General features: G+C 46.1%; 21 protein-coding genes. 4 read left to right on the forward strand and 17 right to left on the reverse strand.

Annotation, left to right across the window (positions count from 1 at the left end; genetic code table 11):
* Nucleotides 1-3: 3 nt before the first annotated feature.
* Entirely contained in the window at nt 4-726 is a 723-nt protein-coding gene (gene dnaQ, locus DYB02_RS13325) for a DNA polymerase III subunit epsilon (protein WP_005457782.1), read from the reverse strand.
* 58 nt (nt 727-784) lie between these two features.
* Between dnaQ and rnhA the strand changes: the two genes are divergently transcribed.
* Nucleotides 785-1249, forward strand: coding sequence for a ribonuclease HI (gene rnhA, locus DYB02_RS13330; protein WP_005484436.1), 465 nt, complete (start codon nt 785-787; stop codon nt 1247-1249).
* A gap of 4 nt (nt 1250-1253) precedes the next feature.
* Here the strand turns inward: rnhA and DYB02_RS13335 are convergent, their stop codons facing one another.
* Nucleotides 1254-2009, reverse strand: a complete 756-nt coding sequence (locus DYB02_RS13335) for a class I SAM-dependent methyltransferase (RefSeq protein ID WP_005481108.1) — start codon at nt 2007-2009, stop codon at nt 1254-1256.
* 38 nt (nt 2010-2047) lie between these two features.
* Here DYB02_RS13335 and gloB point away from each other — a divergent pair, with 38 nt between their 5' ends.
* From gloB to DYB02_RS13350, 3 genes are all read left to right on the forward strand, one after another.
* Entirely contained in the window at nt 2048-2806 is a 759-nt protein-coding gene (gene gloB, locus DYB02_RS13340) for a hydroxyacylglutathione hydrolase (protein ID WP_029803833.1), read from the forward strand.
* 258 nt (nt 2807-3064) lie between these two features.
* Complete coding sequence (locus DYB02_RS13345; protein WP_029803834.1) at nt 3065-4651, forward strand: lytic transglycosylase; 1587 nt, start codon at nt 3065-3067, stop codon at nt 4649-4651.
* Nucleotides 4648-5334: a YIP1 family protein gene (locus tag DYB02_RS13350; protein ID WP_029803836.1), complete on the forward strand. Its 687-nt coding sequence runs from the start codon at nt 4648-4650 to the stop codon at nt 5332-5334. The genes DYB02_RS13345 and DYB02_RS13350 overlap by 4 nt, the downstream gene beginning before the upstream one ends.
* Before the next feature lie 11 nt (nt 5335-5345).
* Here the strand turns inward: DYB02_RS13350 and DYB02_RS13355 are convergent, their stop codons facing one another.
* The 15 genes from DYB02_RS13355 to ispC form a co-directional block, all read right to left on the reverse strand.
* Nucleotides 5346-6191, reverse strand: coding sequence for an endonuclease/exonuclease/phosphatase family protein (locus DYB02_RS13355; protein WP_021486826.1), 846 nt, complete (start codon nt 6189-6191; stop codon nt 5346-5348).
* Between the two features lie 86 nt (nt 6192-6277).
* Complete coding sequence (gene glnB, locus DYB02_RS13360) at nt 6278-6616, reverse strand: nitrogen regulatory protein P-II (RefSeq protein ID WP_005436810.1); 339 nt, start codon at nt 6614-6616, stop codon at nt 6278-6280.
* A 189-nt stretch (nt 6617-6805) separates the two neighbouring features.
* Nucleotides 6806-7117, reverse strand: a complete 312-nt coding sequence (locus DYB02_RS13365) for a c-type cytochrome (RefSeq protein ID WP_020838641.1) — start codon at nt 7115-7117, stop codon at nt 6806-6808.
* A 56-nt stretch (nt 7118-7173) separates the two neighbouring features.
* Nucleotides 7174-8490: a tRNA lysidine(34) synthetase TilS gene (gene tilS, locus DYB02_RS13370; protein WP_021449923.1), complete on the reverse strand. Its 1317-nt coding sequence runs from the start codon at nt 8488-8490 to the stop codon at nt 7174-7176.
* Nucleotides 8491-8566: 76 nt separating this feature from the next.
* Nucleotides 8567-9526, reverse strand: coding sequence for an acetyl-CoA carboxylase carboxyl transferase subunit alpha (gene accA, locus DYB02_RS13375; RefSeq protein ID WP_029803838.1), 960 nt, complete (start codon nt 9524-9526; stop codon nt 8567-8569).
* Between the two features lie 47 nt (nt 9527-9573).
* The gene (gene dnaE / locus DYB02_RS13380) at nt 9574-13053 is read right to left on the reverse strand and encodes a DNA polymerase III subunit alpha (RefSeq protein ID WP_029803840.1); all 3480 of its coding nucleotides are present in this window, start codon (nt 13051-13053) and stop codon (nt 9574-9576) included.
* Nucleotides 13054-13135: 82 nt separating this feature from the next.
* Complete coding sequence (gene rnhB, locus DYB02_RS25745; RefSeq protein ID WP_029803841.1) at nt 13136-13771, reverse strand: ribonuclease HII; 636 nt, start codon at nt 13769-13771, stop codon at nt 13136-13138.
* Nucleotides 13772-13780: 9 nt separating this feature from the next.
* On the reverse strand, nt 13781-14920 hold the full coding sequence (gene lpxB, locus DYB02_RS25750; protein WP_005456712.1) for a lipid-A-disaccharide synthase: 1140 nt from the start codon (nt 14918-14920) through the stop codon (nt 13781-13783).
* Nucleotides 14921-15030: 110 nt separating this feature from the next.
* Nucleotides 15031-15819 (reverse strand): acyl-ACP--UDP-N-acetylglucosamine O-acyltransferase, encoded by a 789-nt coding sequence (gene lpxA / locus DYB02_RS13390; RefSeq protein WP_005456706.1) that lies wholly within the window; start codon nt 15817-15819, stop codon nt 15031-15033.
* A gap of 1 nt (nt 15820) precedes the next feature.
* Complete coding sequence (fabZ, locus tag DYB02_RS13395; protein ID WP_005456699.1) at nt 15821-16273, reverse strand: 3-hydroxyacyl-ACP dehydratase FabZ; 453 nt, start codon at nt 16271-16273, stop codon at nt 15821-15823.
* Between the two features lie 171 nt (nt 16274-16444).
* Complete coding sequence (gene lpxD, locus DYB02_RS13400; protein WP_029803844.1) at nt 16445-17476, reverse strand: UDP-3-O-(3-hydroxymyristoyl)glucosamine N-acyltransferase; 1032 nt, start codon at nt 17474-17476, stop codon at nt 16445-16447.
* A 6-nt stretch (nt 17477-17482) separates the two neighbouring features.
* Nucleotides 17483-17992, reverse strand: a complete 510-nt coding sequence (locus DYB02_RS13405) for an OmpH family outer membrane protein (RefSeq protein ID WP_005456715.1) — start codon at nt 17990-17992, stop codon at nt 17483-17485.
* A 13-nt stretch (nt 17993-18005) separates the two neighbouring features.
* Complete coding sequence (bamA, locus tag DYB02_RS13410; protein ID WP_005456717.1) at nt 18006-20420, reverse strand: outer membrane protein assembly factor BamA; 2415 nt, start codon at nt 20418-20420, stop codon at nt 18006-18008.
* A gap of 44 nt (nt 20421-20464) precedes the next feature.
* On the reverse strand, nt 20465-21823 hold the full coding sequence (gene rseP, locus DYB02_RS13415; protein WP_005456697.1) for a sigma E protease regulator RseP: 1359 nt from the start codon (nt 21821-21823) through the stop codon (nt 20465-20467).
* Entirely contained in the window at nt 21823-23028 is a 1206-nt protein-coding gene (gene ispC, locus DYB02_RS13420; RefSeq protein WP_005456710.1) for a 1-deoxy-D-xylulose-5-phosphate reductoisomerase, read from the reverse strand. The genes rseP and ispC overlap by 1 nt, the downstream gene beginning before the upstream one ends.
* Between the last annotated feature and the right edge of the window lie 38 nt (nt 23029-23066).

Consider the following 23066-nt stretch of genomic DNA (forward strand, 5'->3'; position numbering starts at 1 on the left):
CTCCTATTGGTGCCAAATACAGTCGTTTACCAGTTCTAATCTTTTCTGGTGCGCTTCTAATTCATCGGCAGTTGCACGCAAAACCTTTAGTGCTTTTCTTCCTTCAATACGGCGAATGGTTTCAACCCCGCCTTCTTGTTTGTTGGCGTTAAATTCTAGACTCGTTTGCCCACCAGTCATCAGTAGGTAAACGTCGGCTAGAATCTCCGCATCGAGCAATGCCCCGTGGAGTGTACGGTGCGAGTTATCAATGCCGTAACGTTCACATAATACGTCGAGGTTGTTGCGCTTGCCCGGGAAGATTTTCTTCGCCATGGCAAGCGTATCCGTCACCTTGCAGTAATCGTCGGTTTTACCAATTGTTGGATCGAGTTTTTCAAACTCATAATCCATGAAGCCAGTATCGAAGGGCGCGTTATGCGCAACCAGTTCTGCGCCTTTGATAAAATCAAGAAACTCTTGGTGGATACTCGCGTATTCCGGTTTATCTACCAAGAATTCATCGGTAATACCGTGTACTTGTATCGCCTCAGGTTGAATTTCACGATCGGGCTTAATGTACACATGGAAATGACGACCAGTCAGCTTACGGTTGATGATCTCCACGGCACCGATTTCGATGATGCGGTGCCCTAAGTAGTGCGGACCACCTTCTTGGTTCATACCTGTGGTTTCGGTATCGAGAACGACAATGCGATTATGTTCAGAATTGCTGCTGGTATTCATAAGGTTATGTATGTCAGACTATGCTTTATTAAATGTTTCGGCTAATAGTACCAAAAATATGACCAAACACGTTGAGATTTTCACAGACGGATCTTGTTTAGGAAATCCAGGCCCTGGTGGCTACGGCATCGTCTTACGCTACAAAGACGTAGAAAAGACGCTCTCCAAAGGCTACACCCTCACCACCAACAATCGCATGGAAATGTTAGCCGCAGTTGTCGCCCTGCAAACACTGAAAGAGCCGTGCCGTGTCACGCTGACGACCGATAGTCAGTACGTGCGCCAAGGGATCACGCAGTGGATTCACAACTGGAAAAAACGCGGCTGGAAAACCGCAGATAAAAAGCCCGTGAAGAACGCCGATTTATGGCAAGCACTGGATAAAGAAACGGCACGCCACCAAGTGGATTGGCATTGGGTTAAAGGCCATGCTGGACACAGAGAAAACGAAATCTGTGATGAACTCGCCCGCACAGCAGCAGAAAACCCAACAGAAGAAGATACAGGCTACCAGCCATCTTAATACGCTAGTAGCGCTGGCTCGACACTCTCTTCACACCAAATCCCTCTCGGTTCATCACGCCAAGCGGCGTCAGTTTTTTCTTTAGACGCCAATGTGGTTTGATTGGCTTGAGAGGGTACGTTCGTTTACGAGCGACGATATAGTACAAGCTCCCCGCCGGAGAAGCCCAATCCCCCAAGCTGTTTTCTAACCACGTCCACATGGTGCGATAACGTGTCATAGGAAACAGCGCATAACGATCACAATGAATTACTTGGTAATTGAGTAACCCCAACCAATCATTGATTCGGCTCGAAGTAAACATTCGTCCACTCCACGGCAAGTTATTTTTACGCCATGGGAATAAACTCGCTAAACCAGTAAAGCTAATTGGGTTAAAACCCGTAATGATCAAGCAGCCATCATCCATCATCACTCTGTCTACTTCTCGCAGCAGACGATGTGGATCACTTGCATAATCAAGCTGATGGGCAAGTATCACGACATCAAAGCTTTTTTCCAAAAAGGGCAATTCGTAACCATCTGCGATAACATTGTGCAACGGGTTCTGGATATCTACGTTGACTTGGTGTTGAATGTTACAATTACAGCTGGTTAGCTCACAGCTCAACCCGCCCAGTTTGAGCATATGGTAGCCGAACAGTTTCGGACACCATTCATCAAGTCGGGTCTGGATTGACTCAAGCACCCAAGGCCCATTGTTCATCGCTGACCAAGTCGATGGGTGCGGTAAAGTTTTGTTGCTGAGTGCTGGTTTCATTAACCACCTGACTTAAAAAGGGTGACGGAGAACGAATCGTGTTAGAGATCAAAAGCATACCCGCATTTAATGATAATTACATCTGGCTGATACAAAATAGCGACAAGCGTTGCGCCGTGGTCGATCCAGGCGATGCACAGCCAGTATTAGATTATTTGCAGGCTAACGAATTAACTTTAGAAGCGATCTTAGTTACACACCACCACAACGATCACATTGGCGGTGTTCCAGATTTAGTTCGTGCATTTCCTCACGTCACCGTTGTCGGCCCGAAAGCGGAGCCAATTCCGACCTTAACAACTCCTATGGAAGAAGGCGATAAGCTTGAGCTGTTCGGCGAAATCTTCTTGGTGCTCGGTTTGCCGGGGCACACGCTCGGTCATATAGGGTATGTAGGCGATAGCAAGCTATTCTGTGGTGACGTGCTATTTTCTGCTGGTTGCGGTCGTATTTTCGAAGGCACACCAGAGCAGATGTTTGAGTCTCTGAGCAAAATTGCAGCGCTTCCAGAAGAAACACAGGTGTTCTGCGCGCATGAATATACAGCGAGTAACGTTGCCTTTGCGCTGGCTGTGGAACCTGATAACGAGCAACTACGTCAATACCGAGACGATGTGAACCGCCTTCGTGCACTAAACATTCCTACCCTTCCAACAACGCTGCGAAAAGAAAAGTGGATTAATCCATTCTTGCGTACCACCAATCCAGACGTTGTTAAGTCTGTCACGAACCGCATTAAAAATAGCGATCCATGCTCGGTTTTTACTGCTTTGCGTGAGTGGAAGAACGAATTTTAACCATTTTCTGCTTGTAAGTTTGCAAGACCCCAGTATTATCAGGGGCTGATTTTTTGGGAAGCGCCACTGGCGCTTCTCTTACGTTTGGGGTCGATATAAATCAACTTGAATGTCGCTCCCATGCATAATTTTAGAAGCTCTCCGCCTCTATTGAATATTAGTTAGTGTTAAAAGATGTCTATTATCTCACGACTGCCACGCAACTTAGGCTGCGCGACAGGCAGGAGAAGATAAAAAGGCCCTAAATAGGCTGAACCCATGCGTTTGAAGTATAGCTGGGCGTTGGTGTTGTTATTATCTGGCTGTCAATTGACTCAGCCAAATTCGTCCACCACTCCAACTCCAGAAACCAACAAGTCAGAGCAAACTGCTAAGCAGAATGCCACTAAGACTAAATCTAAAAACAAACAATCTTTGGCGAAAGATTCTGCCAAGGATACGCCAAAAGTTCTCTCCCCTCAGGAACAAGAAGATGTGTGGCAACGTATTGCTATGCAGCTTGAAATGGACATCCCAAACAACAAGAAAGTGGATTATTACCGTACGTGGTATTTGAAACACCCAAACCACCTGTACACGGTATCTAAACGTGCAGCGCCATTTCTTTACATGATCACGCAACGTATCGAAGAACGTGGTTTGCCAATGGAGCTTGCTCTTCTACCGGTTGTGGAAAGCTCATTTGACGCTTTCGCCTACTCGCACGGTAGCGCAGCAGGTTTGTGGCAGTTTGTGCCAGGCACCGGGAAAATGATGGGGCTTGAACAAAACTACTGGTATGACGGGCGTCGTGATGTCGCTGCCTCTACCGATGCTGCATTGGATTATCTTGTTCAATTAAATGAACGTTTTGATGGAAACTGGGAACACGCAATCGCAGCCTACAATAGTGGCGGCGGTCGTGTATCTAGTGCTATCCGTAAGAACAAAAAATTGGGTAAACCTGTCGACTTTTTCTCTTTAGATCTGCCAAAAGAGACCAGTAGCTACGTGCCAAAACTTCTCGCTCTTGCGGACATGGTGGCAAACCAAGAAAAGTACGGTATCGACATTCCATCTATCCCAAACAAACCAGTGCTGACGTTGGTCGATCCGAAAGAACAACTGGATCTCGCTATCGCTGCTGATTACGCGGGCATCGGGGTAAAAGAGCTGCAAAGCTACAACCCTGCCTACAACCAATGGTCCACCGCACCAGAAGGGCCTCATCAGCTTCTTATTCCTGTGGAGAAGAAGGATGCGTTCTTAACTCAAGTTGAGAGCAATCGCGGTAAAGGCATGAAAGTCGCGCGTTACAAAGTCAAATCTGGCGACTCGTTGAGTATGTTGGCGAAGAAATACGGTACGACCTCAAAAGTGATTCGTCGTGCTAACGGCCTGTCGAACAACAACATTCGCATTGGTCAGTACTTACTTATTCCGACGTCAACCAAAGACGATTCAAAGTACGCACTTACAGCGCAAAACCGTTTGAACAAAACGCAATCGCAAGCTCGTGGCCAACTGAAACTGTCACACGTTGTGCAATCGGGTGAAAGTTTGTGGTCTATCGCTCGTGACAACAAGGTTTCACACAAATCGCTAGCAAAATGGAACGGCATGGGACCAAAAGATACCCTGCGCGTCGGTCAAAAGCTGGTGATTTGGAAAAAATCAGACCAAGGCGCCGTGATTCGTACCGTGTTCTACAACGTTCGCTCTGGCGACACCATCAGTGGCATCGCAAGCAAATTCAAGGTGAAGAGCAACGACATCGTAAAATGGAACTCGCTGCATAAGCAGAAGTACCTAAAACCGGGTCAAAAACTTAAGCTGTACGTAGATGTAACTAAGGTAAGTGTATGAACCCGTCAAGTAACCCACTCGTAATGTTGTTAGATATATTCCGTTCTCCAACCTCTTGTTTTCTTGCGCTTTATCAGCGTGGTGGTTGGGGATGGCAACCTTTCATCTTTTTGATGCTAAGCCCATTCCTATTTTGGGGCGCGTACTTTTCGAACGTTGATTTTACGTGGTTAAGTGACCAACTCACTGTACAGTTCCAACAAATCGACCCACAGCAGATTGAGCTATTGGAACCAAACACGTTGATGGCAAGTGCGATCATTAATGACGTGTTCAATCGCTTTGCGACGCTTTTGTTGCTTGCGTTTTGGTTCTTCCTTGCGACTAAAGCAAGTAAACAACAATACGGTTATTGGAAATGGTTTGCGGCATCGTGCGCCATTTTGTTTCCAGCGGTATTGGGCGACATTGCAAGCTACGCAAGCTTACTATTGAAACATGGTCAGGTAATGACCTATGCGGCGGATCTCAACAGTCTCAATGGCTTACTGAAGTTGCCACTCACCAATGAATGGTCTCACTTTGCTAGCTCACTGCCACTTCTGTTGCCTTGGTACATTGTTCTAGGTTACGGCGTGGTATTAACGTGGACTGAATTTGAACACGGACAGGCTCTGGTGATTTCGAGCCTGCCTTGGATCGCGTTTTACGTGATTTGGGCGTTGTACATCGTTATCGCTTAAGCTGACTAACGCTAATCGTTAAGCGTAAACGACACCAGTAATGGATTATGATCGGAAGCGTCGCTCTGCGGCGCTTTCGCATTTTTCAGCGTTAATCCGCGGTAGAACACATGGTCTAGCGGCAAGCCCGTAATAAACTGCGTACGATGATCTGGCGAGAATTGTACTTCTCTCAAATTTGCTTCCCTCAGGGCCTGCTTCATGGCCGTAATCCGATATTCGCTCCAACTATTAAAATCACCAGCAAATACGATTGGCCCGCTGTGTTGTTTAAGTAGCGTCTCAAGCGCAGAAAGTTGCGAAGTATATTCTTCCGTTCCAACGGTAAAGTTGATCGCATGCACATTGATAACGGCCAAGCTCTCACCATTACTTAAACGATACTGGCTGTACAACGCCGATTTTGGCAAACGCAACCACGGTTCTTTTGATGTGTACGCGCATGCTTTAACTGGCTGCTTTTGAGCAATACTAATCACGCCAGCTCCGCTGCCTAACGCTTTAAACGCGCTGACTTGGTTGCTGACCCAGCTGCCATCTACCAACCATTGTTTAAAACTGTCTGTCATGCTGGCTTCTTGCAGCAATAACAATTGCTTATCTGCCGAGAACAACTCCAGCTCAGATTGCCAGTTAGCGCGATTTTGCTTGTAGATGTTCCAAACTAAAAGGTTGAGTTCACCGTTATCGTCCAGAGCTTTTGCTCCGCTAAACTCTATACATCGAATATCTTCGGTAATTTCAGAACCAGTTTGTGTGATGATCTGTGGGTGTTCTGGCACGGTAAAGATGACTTGAAAACTCACTACCGCAGCCATGATTAGAAAGGCTAAAGAGAGAACAAAACGCTTAAACATGAGAGCGTACCTGAATGCATGAAATAAAAAAGGAGCCTTATTGGGCTCCCTTTTAGCTTAATCAAAAATGCAATTGTAGTGAAATCTTAAATCGCGTCTTCGTCTTCTTCACCAGTACGGATACGAACCACACGCTCAACATCCGTTACGAAAATTTTACCATCGCCAATCTTACCTGTTTGCGCGGTTTCGATGATGGTTTCTACGCATTTGTCTGCTACATCTTCAGTAACAACAATTTCCAGTTTCACTTTCGGTAGGAAGTCCACCATGTATTCCGCACCGCGGTATAGCTCAGTGTGGCCTTTCTGACGACCAAAACCTTTCACTTCAGAAACCGTCATCCCTGTGATGCCTACTTCAGCAAGTGCTTCTCGAACATCATCCAATTTAAATGGCTTGATAATCGCTTCAATCTTTTTCATGTTCATCCCTTGAGCTTCAATCGTTTGCGCATATTATCGTTTAGCGTCTCATAACATTCAATGTTTGTCTCTGCTTCATCGGCTAAAATCCTGAGCTCAATAAGGTTTATTAACTCGAGATAAAACAAAACCAGAGCAATGCTCTGGTTTTGTAGAAATAAGATAACGACGTGTTAATGCACTTTTTACTTACTTCAAACTTGAGTAGTAAGCGGCAAGGTTTGCAATATCGTCATCAGAAAGCAGCGACGCTTGAGCCTGCATTACCGCAGCAAGACCACCGTTACGTTCTTTGTTTTTGTAAGCTTTGATTGAGCTCACGATGTACTGCTCGTTTTGCCCTTTCAAATTTGGGTAGCCTGGAATCGTTGCGTTACCGTCTGCGCCATGACATGCCGCACATACTGCAGCTTTAGCTTGTCCCGCAGCGGCATCACCCGCCAGAGCTTGGCCACTCAACATGGTTAGTGCAGCCACTGCACCGATCATTACTCTCTTCATTGCTTCACCTAATCGTTTTTTATTTGAGATAGTTATGGTCGATATTGTGACATGAATTACAAAGGCTTGCGCCAAATGAGTTCACAGTCTTGGCCACTAAATGTTTGATCCACAAACAAGTCTGCGACTGCAACAACTTGGTCTTTGTACATCAAAATCGGGATCTGACGACGTAACCAGCTTGGCACATTGTATTCTTGGAATAACTTTTTCAGTTTACGACTGCGACTACGTGTTGTGGGGTGTGCCGACAAACCTTCGGGATTGAAAGTAACCCTCAATAACTCGGGGTGTGATGGCAGCGAAATATTTGGCTGATGAGAACCCGAACTAAGCGTTAACGTCCCCAGACTCTCTGGTAAAATCAGTGGCTCATCGATTTGGATATGGCCTTGCCAACTCGTCACATCGGCATGAGGCGTAACCCAGTACAATTTGTTTTGGAAGCGTCGGATCTCTCCTTGTTTGAGTTTAAGCTTTGGATTGGCATCTTGTTGCGCCAATGCCACTTCTTGCCAAATCAAGCGCAATTGAGTTTGACTCGGCATATTGGCATTCAATTTACTCAACCACATACGAATCAAACGCGCTTGAGCTAATTCACTATGGATAGCTAACTCATCAATACTTAAGCTCAAATCCGCCTGTAGAGCACGCGCAAACACCGAACCTAGGAGCTCATCCAATAACGCTTCTTGCTGAGCACATAAGCTTGCGCTTCGTTGCACCGCTTGATGAATACTCGGCCAACGCTCAGACAACTCAGGGACGATACGATGACGTAAAAAATTTCGATCGTAGCGCGTGTCTTGGTTACTTTCGTCTTCTACCCATTCCAAACCAATGTTCTTCGCCGTCGCTTCTATCTGCTCGCGCTTGATGTTAAGTAGCGGACGAACTAATGTGCCACCAGCAAACGGCATAGTTTCTGCCATCGAAGATAAACCCTTAGGTCCACTTCCACGTTTCAACGCGAGTAAAAAGGTTTCGACTTGGTCGTCGGCATGCTGACCTGTTAGCAATAAGTCGCCACGATTGATATGACGAGCCAGAGCTTCATAGCGCGCTTCACGTGCCAGCGATTCAATGCTCTCACCACTATTGGTATCTAGGTTCACACGCTCTACCGAGCACGAAATACCTGCTTGTTTCGCCCATACTTGACACTTATCGGCCCAAATGTCCGCATTTTCACTCAAACCATGATGAACATAAACCGCGTGGCAAGAGAGGGAGTTTTCTTCTCGATAACGGCGAAGTAACTCAAGTAACAAGCGCGAGTCCACACCACCACTAAACGCGACAACGACCTTCGTTTGAGGTTGATAATAGGTGTTCAATACATGAGAAAACTGCTGGTAAAGCGATTCCATAAGCGATCCGATAGGTACAAAAAAGGGTTAGACATATGTCCAACCCTTTCTATTTTATCCGTTATCTCGCGAGATATCAGCAGTAACCGTAGTTCATTAGACGTTGGTAACGGCGTTCACGTAGCGATTCTTCATCTAGCTGCTCAAGCTCTTCTAGCTGACGAAGTAGCGTCGCTTTCATGTTTTCAGCCATTTTAACGTGATCGCGGTGCGCGCCACCTAGTGGCTCTTCGATGATCTCATCAATTAGCTCAAGTTCTTTAAGGCGAGGAGCAGTTAGACCCATTGCTTCTGCTGCTTGAGGCGCTTTGTCAGAATCACGCCATAGGATTGAAGCACAACCTTCTGGAGAAATTACTGAGTACGTAGAGTACTGAAGCATGTTCACGTAGTCGCCTACACCAATAGCTAGTGCACCGCCTGAACCACCTTCACCTACAACGTTACAGATTACTGGAACTTTAAGGCCAGACATCACTTTTAGGTTTTTCGCGATAGCTTCAGATTGACCACGCTCTTCTGCACCAACACCTGGGTATGCCCCAGCTGTGTCGATGAATGTGATGATTGGCATGTTGAAACGCTCGGCCATTTCCATCAAACGTAGTGCTTTGCGGTAACCTTCTGGCTTTGGCATGCCAAAGTTACGTCGTACTTTTTCTTTTGTCTCACGGCCTTTTTGGTGACCAATGATCATCACAGGACGACCTTCAAGACGTGCAATACCACCGACAATCGCTTTGTCGTCTGCGAATGCGCGGTCACCCGCGAGTTCGTCAAACTCTTCAAATACGTGTTGAACGTAATCAAGCGTGTACGGACGTAGTGGGTGACGAGCCAGTTGAGCTGTTTCCCATGCACCTAGGTCGCTGAAGATCTTCTTCTTAAGTTCTAGGCTCTTCTTCTCAAGCTGTTCGATTTCTTTATCCAGGTCAATTGCAGAATCACCACCATGACGTGATACGTCACGTAGTGCTTCGATTTTCGCTTCTAGTTCTGCAATTGGCTTTTCAAATTCAAGAAAGTTTAGGCTCATCTATGAATCCTTGTTGACTCAGCGTCTGACATATTGCGCTGAATTTTTTAGTTAAATTCGAGTTCTACCTGGCTTTTGCCAAGCAACTGTTTTAAATCGTCTATTAATGTATCACTTGGCGTTACTCGCCATTCGGTGCCCAATGTTAACCGCGCTCTGGCGTCGGCACGCTGGTAGTATACATTGACGGGTACGGTTCCGGCTTTGTGCGGTTCTAAAATACGACTAAACTGCTCAAAGAATTGATCATTGATCTGGTTCGCATCAATTGATACCGACAGACCACGTGCGTATTTTTCGCGCGCGCTGCCGAGATCCATAACTTCACGCGCCGACATTTTAAGGCCACCGTTGAAGTCATCAAAGCTGACCTGTCCCGAAACCACCAAAATTCTGTCTTTTTCGAGAAGTTCAGCATACCGATCAAGTGCATCGGAGAACAGCATTACTTCCATTCGACCACTTCGGTCGTCCAACGTCATGATACCAATGCGAGTACCTCGCTTGGTTGTCATCACTCGCGCAGCAATAACTAAACCTGCTACCGTTACCGATTGATCGCGACGTGTTGGGGTCGCGTCCTTTAGTCGACAACTGGTGTATTTGTTTAGTTCCTTTAAATACGCGTTAATGGGGTGCCCGGTCAAATATAAACCGAGAGTTTCGCGCTCCCCTTCTAGCCAAACCTTTTCTGGCCATGGTGGCACTTGCGTGTATTTATTCTCAACTTCTTCTGGTGCATCGGTCAACACACCAAACATATCGCCTTGGCCAAAGGCCTCTGCTTGGTGATGTTGGCTGGCCGCTTTAACGGCATCGTTCAGTGAAGCCATCATCGCCGCTCGATGAGGGCCAAGTCGGTCAAGTGCACCTGCATAAATCAGCTTTTCGATGACGCGCTTGTTAACACGTTTGAGATCGATACGAGCACAGAAATCAAATAGATCTTTAAAGTGACCACCTTTGTTTCGCGCTTCTAGTATCGCATCGATAGGGCCTTCACCCACACCTTTGATTGCGCCGATACCGTATACAATCGCACCGTTTTCATCAACGTTGAAACGGTATAAACCGGAGTTGATGTCTGGCGGCAACACGGTGAGTTTCATGCGGAAACATTCGTCCACCAGACCAACTACTTTTTCGGTGTTATCCATATCGGCAGTCATTACCGCCGCCATGAATTCAGCTGGATAGTGCGTTTTAAGCCACAACGTTTGGTAAGACACCAGTGCGTAAGCCGCTGAGTGCGATTTGTTAAAACCGTAACCTGCGAACTTTTCTACCAAGTCGAAGATTTTCATCGCCAACTCGCCATCAACACCGTTCTTCACTGCCCCTTCTTCGAAGGTTGCACGCTGCTTGGCCATTTCTTCCGGCTTTTTCTTACCCATCGCACGACGCAGCATGTCCGCACCACCAAGGGTGTAGCCAGACAAAACCTGCGCAATCTGCATTACCTGTTCTTGATACAGAATGATGCCGTACGTCGGATCGAGGATTTCTTTTAGTGACTCGTGTTGCCACTTTTCATCGGGGTAAGAGATCGCTTCTCGGCCATGTTTACGGTCGATAAAGTTATCTACCATGCCCGATTGCAACGGACCCGGACGGAACAAGGCCACCAATGCGATGATGTCTTCAAAACAGTCAGGCTGAAGTCGTTTGATCAGCTCTTTCATACCACGCGATTCAAGCTGGAATACCGCAGTGGTCTCTGAGTTTTGGAGTAAGCGAAACGAAGCCGGATCTTCCAAAGGTATCGACTCGATACGAACAGGAGGTTTACCTTCCTTCTCCAAGCGCGGGTTAATCAACCCTAATGCCCAGTCGATAATGGTTAGAGTACGTAGGCCCAAGAAGTCAAACTTAACCAGACCAGCAGTTTCTACGTCGTTCTTATCAAACTGAGTTACGGGGAAATGCCCTTCCGCATCCGCATAAATTGGCGCAAAGTCTGTAATCGTGGTTGGTGAAATTACAACACCACCCGCGTGCTTACCGGCGTTACGTGTACAACCTTCTAATAGGCGACACATATCGATGAGTTCTTTAACTTCCTCATCGGCCTCATAAAGCTCAGGCAGAGCAGGCTCGGCTTTAAACGCTTTTTCTAGCGTCATACCTGGATCTGGCGGAACCAGTTTCGAAATACGGTCAACGAAACCAAATGGGTGACCAAGAACACGACCAACGTCACGGATTACCGCTTTCGCCGCCATCGTACCGAATGTGATGATCTGAGATACGGCATCGCGACCGTACATTTCGGCAACGTGATCAATCACTTGGTCACGCTTATCCATACAAAAGTCGACGTCGAAATCGGGCATGGATACACGTTCTGGGTTCAAGAAACGTTCGAAGAGCAAGTCATATTCAAGCGGATCAAGATCGGTGATTTTCAGCGCGTAGGCCACCAAAGAACCGGCACCCGAACCACGACCAGGACCGACTGGAATCGCGTTGTCTTTCGACCACTGGATGAACTCCATTACGATCAAGAAGTAGCCTGGGAACCCCATTTGGTTGATTACGTCGAGTTCGATTTGTAAACGCTCGTCGTATTCTGGACGGCGCTTTTTGCGTTCTTCTTCATTAGGGAATAGGAACTCTAGACGCTCTTCCAAACCTTCTCGCGACTTCATGACCAAGAATTCAGTTTCTTCCATCCCTTCTGTTGGGAAGGCTGGCAAGAAGTATTCACCCAAACGAACGGTCACGTTACAACGCTTGGCGATCTCGACACTGTTTTCTAGCGCTTCTGGAATATCAGCAAACAGCTCACACATTTCCTCTTCAGTGCGAAGGTACTGCTGCGGGCTGTAATTTTTTGGTCGGCGTGGGTCTTCTAGTGTGTAACCATCATGAATCGCAACACGAATCTCGTGCGCATCGAAAAGGTGTGCACTTAGGAAAACCACTTCGTTTGTCGCGACCACGGGCAAGTCATGTTGCTCAGCGAGATCGATGGCAAAGTGCAAGTACGTCTCTTCATCAGGACGGCCTGTACGAATCAATTCTAGATAGAAACGGTCCGGGAAATGCTGTTTGTAAAACTCTACACAGCTTTCAACCAGTTTACGGTTACCTTTAAGCAGCGCTTTGCCGATATCGCCATTTTTAGCGCCAGAGAGAACGATTAAGCCTTCTGACATCTCGGCCAGCCACGCCCTATCAATCACAGGTTGGTGCTGAACGTGGCCACGTAAATACGCTTTGGAAATCAGTAACGTGAGGTTCTTGTAACCTGCATTGTCGGCAGCAAGTACTGTCAGCTGGGTCAGTTCTTCACCAAATTCATCAGATTGCATTTTGAAATCTGCACCGATGATCGGTTTAACGCCGGAGCCATGCGCTGTGCCATAAAACTTCACCAAACCACATAAGTTGGTGAAGTCAGTCAAAGCCATGGCAGGCATACCAAGCTCGGCGACTTTCTTGACTATCGGTGGAACTTTATTGATACCATCCACCATCGAGAAATCACTGTGAATACGAAGGTGGACGAACTTGGGATCTGACATTAACAGGTACCGTGTAACTCTATTTTGTTTGGGATTCTAACCTAAAGGGGGCTGGGTTTATAACACCAATCCACCCAATTTATTAATCTAAGCCTAAAGCTTTCTTTACTGGTTTGAAGCTCTTACGGTGCTCGCTTATCACACCATGTTGCTCAATTGCTTCAAAGTGCGCTTTGGTTGGATAACCTTTGTGCTTCGCAAAGCCGAATTGCGGATATTGTTTATCCAGCTCTTCCATCTCTTGGTCGCGCACAACTTTAGCAATGATGGAAGCGGCACTGATTTCAGCCACTCTTAAATCGCCTTTCACCACAGCTTGAGAATCCATCGGTAGCTCAGGGCAACGATTACCATCGATCAGCACTAAATCTGGCTGTACCTTCAGTCCAGCAATCGCACGTTGCATAGCAACCATGGTAGCTTGCAGAATATTCAGTTCATCAATCTCTTCGGGAGAGCAACGGCCTACCGCCCACGCTAGCGCTTTTTCTTTGATTTCAGGAAGCAGTGCCAGACGCTTTTTCTCGCTCAGCTTCTTAGAGTCATTCAAGCCTTCGATTGGGTTATTGGGATCGAGGATAACTGCAGCGGTGACGACATCTCCAACCAAAGGGCCGCGTCCAACTTCATCGACTCCGGCGATCACTTGGTAACCTTGAGGGTATTCAAACGGAAGGAGCTCTACTTTTGCTTTTGTCGTTTTTGCTTTCGCGACCATGGTACTTCTCTATTTTTCAATCAATTTCAATACTGCATTCGCAGCTTGTTGATCCGCGTCTTTACGAATCCAATGATGCATTTCGGTGAACTTATCAAGCATTGGCTTATTATCACTCTCTAGCAAACGAGAAACTTCATTGAACAAGTTGTCTGGTGTGCAATCGTCTTGAAGATACTCTTTAACCAGTTCGTCATCTGCGAGAATATTGGGTAGTGACACGTACTTAGTTTTCAATAGGCGCTTGGCCAGAAAGGCGGTAAAGGCATTGACGCGATAGCCAACAACCATAGGACGTTTAAGCAACATGCACTCTAACGCTACCGTTCCAGATGCTAGCATTACCGCATCAGAGGCTGTAATAACATTGCGAGCCGTATCATCCACCAATTTGAAATCAAGCTCGGGCGCATGCTCTTTCCACGCTTGCTCAAATTGCTCTCGACGTTTTTGATTAACTAGCGCAACTACAAAGCCCAAACCTGGGTATTTTTGGTGCAGAAGCTTGCACGTCTCAATGAATGGTTGAGAGAGCATCTTGAGCTCACTACCACGGCTACCCGGTAAAACTGCTAACCATTTTTTGTCTTGTTCAAGTCCTAGCAGATCTCGCGCAGGCGCTTGCTCAGATTGCAAAGGAATAGCATCCGCTAAGGTGTGGCCGATAAACTCACAAGGCACGTTAAATTTATCGTAAAACGCCTTTTCAAACGGTAGAAAAGCCAGTACCAGGTTGGTCGCAGCCTCAATTTTGAAGATACGCTTTTGACGCCACGCCCATACTGAAGGGCTCACGTAGTGCACGGTTTTAATGCCTGCTTGCTTTAAATCTAACTCTAGACGCAAGTTAAAATCTGGCGCATCAATACCGACAAAAACATCTGGCGGGTTCTGAGTGAAGTACTTAACAAGCTCAGCTTTTACTTTTAACAAACGAGGTAATCGTCCAAGCACTTCAACTAAACCCATTACAGCTAACTCTTCCATATCAAAAAGAGATTCACAGCCTTGCGCGATCATCTTTGGCCCACCGATGCCAACGAACTCTGCATTCGGGTATCGTTCTTTCACTGCCTTGATAAAGCCTTCCCCTAGCGTATCACCAGATAACTCGCCAGCAATGATGCCAATACGTAATGGTTTTTCCATATCGATTCCGCCCTATGTACTATGGATAAGGGATTCCTTATCCATAAAACACAAAAAGACCGCAGCCCTAATTGGGCGCGATCTTTTCCACTTATTGATTCATTCACGAATTAACGAATGATACCACGTTCCGTTGTTTCTAGAATGTCAGAAAAACGCTTCACTGCTGGCCATTCTTGTGCCATTTCTGCAAGAATCGGTTTCACTTCTTCTAGCGTTTTACCAGAGCGGTAAATTTCTTTGTACGCTTTTTGTAGTGCTCGAATTTCTGGTTTCTCAAAACCATTACGCTTCAAGCCAACTAGGTTCAAACCAAACGGCGTAGCATGGTTACCTTGAGCAAGTACGTAAGCAGGAACGTCCTGAACAACCGCAGAGCAACCACCAACGTATGCATAAGCGCCTACCGTACAGAATGGGTGAATAGCAGAAAGTGCCATTACACCAGCGTGATCTTCTACTGTTACGTGACCACCCAGAATCGCATTGTTACCAATGTGAGTGTGGTTTCCTACTACGACGTCATGCGCGATGTGCGCATTCACGCACAGTAGGTTGTCGTCGCCAATCACTGTTGTCGCTTTGTCTTGCACAGTACCACGATGAACCTGAACCGCTTCGCGAATCACATTACGGTCACCGATAACCACGGTTGTATCTTCGCCACCATACTTCTTGTCTTGGTTTTCTTCACCAATCACTGCATGTGGGAAAATACGGTTATCTTTACCAATTTTGGTATGGCCTTTGATTACTACGTGAGACATGACTTCAGTACCTTCACCAATCTCCACCGTTGAGGTGATGTAGGTAAAAGGACCAACCGTCACGTTAGCGCCAATTTTTGCGCCTTCTTCTACCACCGCTGCTGGGTGGATTTTAGCGGTTTCATGAATCATATTAAAACTCTCGACGAGCACACTTCAGCTCTGCTGAACACACTACTTCGCCGTCAACTTTTGCTACACCGCTAAATGCAGCAATGCCACGACGCTCTTTTAGAAATTCAACTTCAATAACCATTTGGTCACCAGGAACCACAGGTTTACGGAATTTCGCGCCGTCTACACTCGCAAAGTAGTACAACTCGTTTTCTGTCGGTGCACCAAATGATTTAAATGCTAGTAGGCCAGTAGCCTGAGCCATAGCTTCCAGAATCAACACACCTGGGAATACTGGTAGTTGAGGAAAGTGACCTGTGAACTGAGGTTCGTTAACCGACACATTTTTAATTGCGTGAAGGTACTTCGCTTCTTGGAAGTCAATCACTCGGTCGATCAATAAGAATGGGTAGCGATGAGGTAGTAGCTCTTGAATTTCAGAGATGTTCATCGTTTTCTTTTCAGTAGTCAAAGTCGTCTTCCTATATCAATTCTCTTAACCAAGATGGCAAGGCAGCGGCAAAGGCCGCAAACTGGGAAATGCCTGCAAAGTGTATACCAGCTTGATAATAAATCTACTAATAGCGCGTCATTATAGAAGAAAAAGACCCGCATTTCGCGAGTCTTTGTTCAGAATATGGAACTAAGATTCTTCTTTCTGCTCCAGCTGTTTTTCAACAGCTTTCAAGCGTTTGTTCATCTCGTCAATACGGTGAACACGAGTGGCCGTCTTGCGCCATTCTCGGTTCGTCTGTAATGGGATACCTGATGAATAAAGACCCTTTTCTTCGATACTGCGCATTACCATGCCCATACCGGTGATGGCAACACCATCTGCGATAGTGATGTGGCCATTTAGAACCGACGCGCCGCCGATCTGACAGTACTTACCAATTTTAGTACTGCCGGCGACAATAGTACCACCTGGCATCACGGTACCATATCCGATCTGCACGTTATGTGCGATTTGAAGTTGGTTATCAAGAATTACATTGTCTTCAATAATGGTGTCTTCAAGTGCGCCACGGTCAATCGTAGTACATGCACCAATCTCGACGCGGTTACCAATGCGCACAGAACCAAGCTGAGGGATTTTAATCCACTCGCCTTTATCGTTCGCATAACCAAAACCGTCAGAGCCAATGACTGTGCCAGATTGAACCAGACAGTCATCGCCTAATGATACTTCATGATAAATTGTCACATTAGCCCAAAGCTTGGTGTTGTTCCCCAGCTTCGCGTTTTTACCGATAAAGCAACCTGCGCCGATAACAACGTTATCACCCAGTTCAACTCCCGTTTCAATAACCGCGTTTGCGCCAATTGCAACGTTTTCACCCATCTTCACATCGGATGCAATCACTGCACTCGGTGCAATGTCTTCAGCAGGTTTTGGTGTGGTATCCATAGCCTGAACAACACGAGCGAATGCAACATAAGGGTCAGCAACGACGAGTGCATTACCAGCACACTGGTCCTTATGCTCTGCCTTCACCATCACCACTGTTGCTTTACATTCAGGTAGATGCTTTGCGTATTTTGGGTTAGACAAGAAAGTCACATCACCTTCTTGCGCTTTATCCATTGGAGCTACACGGCCAACGACGAGTGACTCGTCACCAAATAGCTCACCCCCGGTAATTGTCGCCAACTCGGCTAATGTCAATTTTTTCATAACTTCTTATTTTAGAGCTTTAATTACGTCTTCTGAGATATTGTATTCTGGTTTGCCATATTGCAGTGCAGAAATATCAATAACTAGGTCGTAACCTTTTTTGTCTGCTACTTTCTTCACAGCATCTTGGATTGTTTTGAATAGCTTCGCTTTCTCTTCTGCTTCACGACGAGCGCTTGCTTTCTCTAGAGCTTGAGCTTTTACTTTGTATTCGCTGTCTAGCTTCGCGATGTCGATACGCAATTTCTCAATTTCTTCCTGACCTAGAAGCTCACCATCACGTTGTAGTTTTTCAATCTTGGTTTTAGCTTGCGCTTGAATTGATTTCAGTTCATCAGCTTTGCTCTTAAAGTCTTTCTGCATTTTTTGTAGAACGACTTCACGTTGAGGAAGAGCTTGGAAAACTTGAGCAGTGTTTACGTAAGCGATTTTCTGTGCAGCTTCGGCTGCGTTTGCAAACATTGAAGAGCTCAGTACAAGAAGGCCAATCCCAGCCGCTTTGATCATTTTATTCAAAATATTTTCCTCTTTAGAAAGTTCTACCGATAGTGAATGTGAAGAACTCTTCATCATCGCCATCAAATTTCTTAATTGGTTTCGCTAGTGAGAAGACTAGAGGCCCCATTGGAGACATCCACTGCAACGCCGCACCATAAGATGAACGGTAGTTGGTTGGATCTGAGTAATCGTAGTAGTAACGGTCACCATATTCTGCACCAGAGTCGCGATAGTCAAACTCGGTATCCCAAATACTTGCCATATCGAAGAAAATACTGGTTCGAATTTGGTTGCGAACTTCGTCCGACGCAAATGGTGTAGGAACAATAAGCTCGATACTTGCTAGCGCTACTGCGTTACCACCAACAGAATCGTCTGTAGCAGTATCAGCACCATTGTTCGAGCCAGAGTAATCACGATAAACCGCTTTCGGACCTACGCTGTTAGAGCCGAAGCCACGTAGTGTCGTAAAGCCACCTGCGTAATAGTTTTCGTAGAATGGGAACAAGTTATCGTTGCCATCCGTCTGACCGTAACCGTTACCATAACCTAAGCGACCACGGAACAAGAGCGTGAACTCATGCTTCTTAGTCAAAGGCACGTACTGACGCACATCGTACTGCATTTTGAAGTATTGAACGTCAGAGCCAGGTACGGTCATCTTGTAGAATGCACGTTGGTGGTTACCCGCTGTCGGGAAATAACCGCGGTTCAGGTTGTTACGAGTCCAAGAGATATTGAAATCAAAGTCGTTGGTGTTTAACGCACCGCTTGAGTCGATATTGTCTGCTTGAGCTTGCAAGAATTGCTCTACCTGCAAGTAAGGTGACAAGTTACCGATCTTGTTGTGGGTATAACCAACGCCGAATTCAAAACGGTTCAGTTCATCAAATGGGAAACCCCATGTCAAACTTGCACCATAACTTTGGTTGGTATAGTCAACGATACCCGCTTCCGATGCTTCAAATTCATCGTAGAAAATCTTACCGCCCAAGCTTACACCATCAAGGTTCCAGTATGGGTCGCGGTAGTCTAAGCTCACGTTCTTTTGATAGTCGTTCATCATCGCGTTGATACCAACGCGGTTACCGCTACCTAAGAAGTTGTCTTGTTGCAGACCAACTTGGAAGCTGACGCCCGATTCGGTACCGTAGCCAACACCAAAGTTTACACTGCCTGAGTTCGCTTCTTTAACCGAGTAAACCAGATCAACTTGATCATCACTACCTGGTACACGAACCGTTTGTACTTCTACGTTTTCAAAATAGCCAAGACGGTTAAGTCGTGTCTTACCAGTTTCAATCGACTTGGAGTTTAGCCAGCTACCTTCCATTTGGCGCATTTCACGACGCAGCACTTCATCTTTCGTTGAGTTATTACCAGTAAAACGAATGTCGCGAACGTAAATTCGATTACCTGGATCAACATTCACAACCAAGGAGACTTGTTTGTTTTCATCGTCAAATTCAGGGATGGTGTTTACTTGAGGGTAAGCGTAGCCAGATTCACCAAGCACACGCTTGATGCCTTCTTCCATCGAAGTCACAAGAGAGCCGTTGTACGTTTCATTGTCTTCGAATGGAACGAGTCGTTCGAAGGTCGCTTCTTCACCAATCAGGTCACCGCGGAATTTTACATCTTTAACGGTGTACACTTCGCCCTCTTCCAAGCCAAGAGTAATGTATACCCCTTTCTTGTCAGGAGAGATCGCAACTTGTGTAGAATCAACGTTAAATTTCAGGTAGCCGCGGTCAAGATAGAATGACTTCAGCGCTTCGATATCACCAGCAAGCACTTGCTTTTGGTATTTTTCGTCCGCGAGGAAATTCCACCAAGGCACATCAACGTTCAAGTTGAAACGAGAAAGAAGTTCTTCATCCGAAAAGACTTCATTACCGATAAAGTTGATTTGCTGAATTTTTGCCGACACGCCTTCCGTGAAGACAAATTTCAAGTCAGAACGGTTACGTGGCAATGGAGTCACAACCGCTTTCACTGTTGCGTTGTACTTACCAACACTGTAGTAAAAATCTTCCAAGCCTTTTTCGATGTTACTTAGCGTAGTACGATCAAGCGCTTCACCTTCACGAACGCCAGATGCGTTCAGGTTTTCTTGTAGCTGCTCGTCCTTGATCGCTTTGTTGCCTGAGAACGAAATGCTTGCGATAGTTGGACGCTCTTTCACTTGAACCATCAACACGCCACCATCACGCAGCACTTTTACATCTTCGAAGTTACCAGATGCGTACAGTGCGCGGATAATCTCTGCAACATCGCCTTGGTCAATGGTATCACCGACACGTACAGGCATTTTTAGCAACGCCGCACCAAGTGCTACACGTTGCAATCCATCGATTTCAATATCTTGAACTACGAAGTTCTCTGCTCCGTTTGCAGATACACTGGTCGCCAGTAAACTTGCAAACAGAATTCGCTTAATCGCCATACTTGTTCTAATTATTCCTTGCTACTGCTTTTGTCTCTGAACTATCACAGACGAGTAAAATCATTAAATAGCGCTAACGCCATGAGCGAGAAGATGATTGCACCACCAATTCTAAAGCCCATTTCCTGTACTTTTTCTGGGACTGGGCGTCGGATAACGGCTTCAATTGCGAAGAACAATAAATGACCACCATCCAACATAGGTAACGGAACGAGGTTAATAATACCTAGGTTAACACTAATTAGAGCGAGAAAACCTAAAAAGTAAACTAGACCGTAGTCCGCCGTCGCACCCGCACCTTTTGCAATCGAAATTGGGCCGCTCAGATTGTTAAGACCGACATCACCAACAATCAGTTTTTTCAACATGCTGACGGTCAAACCAATCACTTGGCCTGTCTTATCAACCGCTTTACCAATTGATTCGAATACACCAAACTGCAGCTCGAAGCGATAACTTTCTGGCCATTCTGCGACTTCAGGTGCGATACCTGCAAAGCCAACCACTTGTTTGTTAGCCAGCTCACGACTGTCTGGTGTTAATGTTAGTGATTGCTCAATGCCTCGGCGTAATACCGTCAACTCGATTGGAGTATTTGGATTTGAGCGTACAGCATCTACGACTTGTTTCCAGTCATTGATAGGCTCACCACCAATCGCGATGATTTCATCTTCTGGAAGCACACCTGCTTTCGCGGCTGCACCGTCTTCAGAAACTTGCTTAATAACGCGATAGATTTCTGGTGTATATGGAGCAAAACCAAGTGAATGCATCGCAGATTCGGTTTCTGGATCAAATTTCCAGTCACGAAGGTCCAGCGTTTTCGTCACTTCAGCGCCAACTTCTGAGTCTGACGTCAGTGTTAGCGTCATAGCGTCATCACCAATATGAGAAATTAATCCCATATTAACTGATTCCCAATCCGGAGTTTTGATGCCTGATACTGCTTTTAGTTCCATTCCAGATTCAATTCCTGCCTCAGCAACAATCGAATTGGGCGTAACTTCACCAATTACGGGTTTTACCGCTGGTACACCAATCAGGAAAACCAACCAATAAGCAAAAATAGCAAATAAGAAATTAAAGATAGGGCCAGCTGCAACAATAGACGTTCGTTTCCAAAGCGGCTTTTGATCAAAGGCTAAATGTTTTTCACTTTCTGGCACATCGTCAACACGGCTATCTACCATTTTGACGTATCCACCAAGAGGAATCATTGAGATAGTGTATTCGGTTCCGTCTTGACCAACTTTTCGCCAAATAGACTTACCAAAACCGATGGAAAATCTTTCAACCTTCACGCCACAACGACGAGCAACCCAAAAGTGCCCAAACTCGTGCACGGCAACGAGAATGCCCAGTGCAACGATAAAAGAAACAAGATTCCACAAAATACCAGTCATTAGCTACGCTCGCGTATAATTTCTAGGGCGATAGTTCGAGACATTCTATCTAGCTCTAGCAAGCTTTCCAAGCTATTCGCATTCTCAGGTTTGCAGCTTGCGGTGATTTTATGCAAAACCAATTCATTGATGCGAGCGATATCTGTAAAACCAAGGCGATTATTTAGAAACGCATCAACAGCAACTTCATTGGCTGCATTTAGAGCAGTAGTCGCATGTTGCCCTTCGTAACACGCGTCAATCGCAAGTTTCAAACAAGGATAACGAGCAAAGTCTGGTTGCAAGAATGTCAATTCACCTACTTGAGTAAAGTCTAGCGGTTTTACACCGGCATCAACACGAGAAGGATAAGACATTGTCAGCGCAATTGGTGTTGCCATATCTGGCTCTCCCATTTGCGCCAGTACCGAACCATCACGATACTGAACCATTGAATGGATCACGGATTGCGGGTGAATAATCACTTTTAACTGGTCACGAGCCGCATTGAATAGCCATTTTGCTTCAATGTACTCAAGACCTTTATTCATCATAGTCGCAGAATCGACCGAAATCTTTGGCCCCATAGACCAGTTAGGGTGCGCGATTGCCTGTGCTGGCGTTACACTGTCGAGATCGGCAATGTCAGCGTAACGGAATGGACCGCCAGATCCGGTTAACAGAATACTAGAAATGCCATGCTCATCTAAGTTACAGCGGCCAAGATTGGTTTGAACTTGCTGTGGTAGGCACTGGAAAATAGCATTATGTTCACTGTCTACTGGCAGCAACTCTGCCCCATATTGTTCAACGGCATCAATAAACAACTGTCCAGACATGACAAGCGCTTCTTTATTCGCCAGCAATACGCGCTTACCCGCTTTAACGGCCGCCATGGTTGGCAACAAACCCGCTGCACCAACGATGGCTGCCATTACGCTATCTACTTCTTCTAATGAAGCCACATGACAAAGTGCATCAACACCACCTAACACTTCTGTATTTGGTGAAATGGTGTGGATTTCTGATTGCAGAGCAACAGCCGCAGCCTTATCCGCCATTACTGCGAATTTAGGCTGCCATTGGCGACAAAGTGCCACCATCTTTTCAACGTTAGTGCCAGCCGCTAGTGCGACCACAGAAAACAGCTCTGGGTTTTGTTCAACCACTTTTAAGGTGCTTGCACCTATTGAGCCTGTTGCACCAAGAATCGTTAACTTTTGCATGATGTAAGACCGTTAGAAAAATTCAGGAGCGATGAAGC

It is taken from the genome of Vibrio parahaemolyticus (assembly GCF_900460535.1).
Classification (GTDB): domain Bacteria; phylum Pseudomonadota; class Gammaproteobacteria; order Enterobacterales; family Vibrionaceae; genus Vibrio; species Vibrio parahaemolyticus.

Excerpts from the sequence above, each read along its gene's own strand:
- rnhA (WP_005484436.1), top strand. The coding sequence starts at position 785 with ATGACCAAACACGTTGAGATTTTCACAGACGGATCTTGTTTAGGAAAT.
- DYB02_RS13335 (WP_005481108.1), bottom strand. The coding sequence starts at position 2,009 with ATGAAACCAGCACTCAGCAACAAAACTTTACCGCACCCATCGACTTGG.
- rseP (WP_005456697.1), bottom strand. The coding sequence starts at position 21,823 with ATGACTGGTATTTTGTGGAATCTTGTTTCTTTTATCGTTGCACTGGGC.
- DYB02_RS13365 (WP_020838641.1), bottom strand. The coding sequence starts at position 7,117 with ATGAAGAGAGTAATGATCGGTGCAGTGGCTGCACTAACCATGTTGAGT.
- tilS (WP_021449923.1), bottom strand. The coding sequence starts at position 8,490 with ATGGAATCGCTTTACCAGCAGTTTTCTCATGTATTGAACACCTATTAT.
- DYB02_RS13345 (WP_029803834.1), top strand. The coding sequence starts at position 3,065 with ATGCGTTTGAAGTATAGCTGGGCGTTGGTGTTGTTATTATCTGGCTGT.
- DYB02_RS13350 (WP_029803836.1), top strand. The coding sequence starts at position 4,648 with ATGAACCCGTCAAGTAACCCACTCGTAATGTTGTTAGATATATTCCGT.
- dnaE (WP_029803840.1), bottom strand. The coding sequence starts at position 13,053 with ATGTCAGATCCCAAGTTCGTCCACCTTCGTATTCACAGTGATTTCTCG.
- bamA (WP_005456717.1), bottom strand. The coding sequence starts at position 20,420 with ATGGCGATTAAGCGAATTCTGTTTGCAAGTTTACTGGCGACCAGTGTA.
- accA (WP_029803838.1), bottom strand. The coding sequence starts at position 9,526 with ATGAGCCTAAACTTTCTTGAATTTGAAAAGCCAATTGCAGAACTAGAA.
- rnhB (WP_029803841.1), bottom strand. The coding sequence starts at position 13,771 with ATGGTCGCGAAAGCAAAAACGACAAAAGCAAAAGTAGAGCTCCTTCCG.
- lpxA (WP_005456706.1), bottom strand. The coding sequence starts at position 15,819 with ATGATTCATGAAACCGCTAAAATCCACCCAGCAGCGGTGGTAGAAGAA.
- lpxB (WP_005456712.1), bottom strand. The coding sequence starts at position 14,920 with ATGGAAAAACCATTACGTATTGGCATCATTGCTGGCGAGTTATCTGGT.
- dnaQ (WP_005457782.1), bottom strand. The coding sequence starts at position 726 with ATGAATACCAGCAGCAATTCTGAACATAATCGCATTGTCGTTCTCGAT.
- glnB (WP_005436810.1), bottom strand. The coding sequence starts at position 6,616 with ATGAAAAAGATTGAAGCGATTATCAAGCCATTTAAATTGGATGATGTT.
- DYB02_RS13355 (WP_021486826.1), bottom strand. The coding sequence starts at position 6,191 with ATGTTTAAGCGTTTTGTTCTCTCTTTAGCCTTTCTAATCATGGCTGCG.
- lpxD (WP_029803844.1), bottom strand. The coding sequence starts at position 17,476 with ATGAAAAAATTGACATTAGCCGAGTTGGCGACAATTACCGGGGGTGAG.
- ispC (WP_005456710.1), bottom strand. The coding sequence starts at position 23,028 with ATGCAAAAGTTAACGATTCTTGGTGCAACAGGCTCAATAGGTGCAAGC.